Source organism: Paenibacillus xylanexedens (assembly GCF_007680605.1).
Classification (GTDB): domain Bacteria; phylum Bacillota; class Bacilli; order Paenibacillales; family Paenibacillaceae; genus Paenibacillus; species Paenibacillus xylanexedens_B.
In genome coordinates, this window is record NZ_VEIO01000033.1 from 1 (window position 1) to 1,007 (window position 1,007).

Sequence of the window (1,007 nt, forward strand, 5' to 3'; positions counted from 1 at the left end):
GCCTTAGTGAAACAAGTGCAGGTCGATTTGTTGAAATCCGAGCAGTATGATTATGTGTCTTTGGCTGATATTCAAGCACACAGTACACTCAAAACGAACTTATTTGATCATATTTTCGTATTCCAGAATTATCCGATGGATACACCGCCTGTTCAGGAGCAACCTGCAGGAGAACAAGATTTTGTTGTAACAACGGTAAAGGGAACGGAGCAAACCAGTTTTGGATTAAATGTATTTATGGGTTTAAGCGGAAGTCGGCTTTTCGTTAAACTTAACTACAATGCGGAAGCTTATCAAGACGAGAGCATGAAGCAACTCATAAGACATTTGACGGCAATTCTAGAGCAGATCGCCGAAACGCCGGATATGCGGCTGGCGGAAATCGAGCTGGCCAGCGAGGCAGAGAAGCATCAGTTGCTGGAGACGTTTAATGCTACAGCGGCGGAGTATCCGCAAGATCAACCGATTCACACGCTGTTTGAGGAGCAGGCAGATCGAACACCGGAAGCGGTGGCGGTTGTCTTCGAGGCTGTGCAACTGACGTATGGCCAGCTGAATGCGAAGGCGAACCAGCTGGCACATGAACTGCGCTCGCGGGGCGTGGGTGCAGACCAGATCGTGGGGATCATGGCAGATCGCTCGGTGGAGATGATCGTAGGGATTCTGGCGATCTTGAAAGCCGGCGGCGCCTACATGCCGATCGACCCGGCGTACCCGCCGGATCGGATGACGTACATGCTGGAGGACAGCGGGGCGAATCTGTTGCTTATATACGGTGGGAATGTGGAAGTACCGTTAGCTTACGTAGGCACTGTGTTGAATCTGGCGGACGCATCACTGTACACGGGAGAACCAGAAAACCTGCCAGCAATCAGCGGCGCAAGCGATCTGGCGTATGTAATCTATACCTCGGGATCGACGGGACAGCCGAAAGGGGTCATGGTTGAGCACCGCGGCATAACGAATATGATGACTGCGCTACAGCGCCAGTATCCTTGCGGAGAAGA

1 protein-coding gene is annotated in these 1,007 nt (G+C 51.7%); it reads left to right on the forward strand.

Annotated elements, in window-relative coordinates; genetic code table 11:
* Positions 1-1,007 (forward strand): AMP-binding protein (locus tag FS818_RS28220; RefSeq protein ID WP_145336723.1); only part of this gene is annotated, 1,007 nt, incomplete at both ends.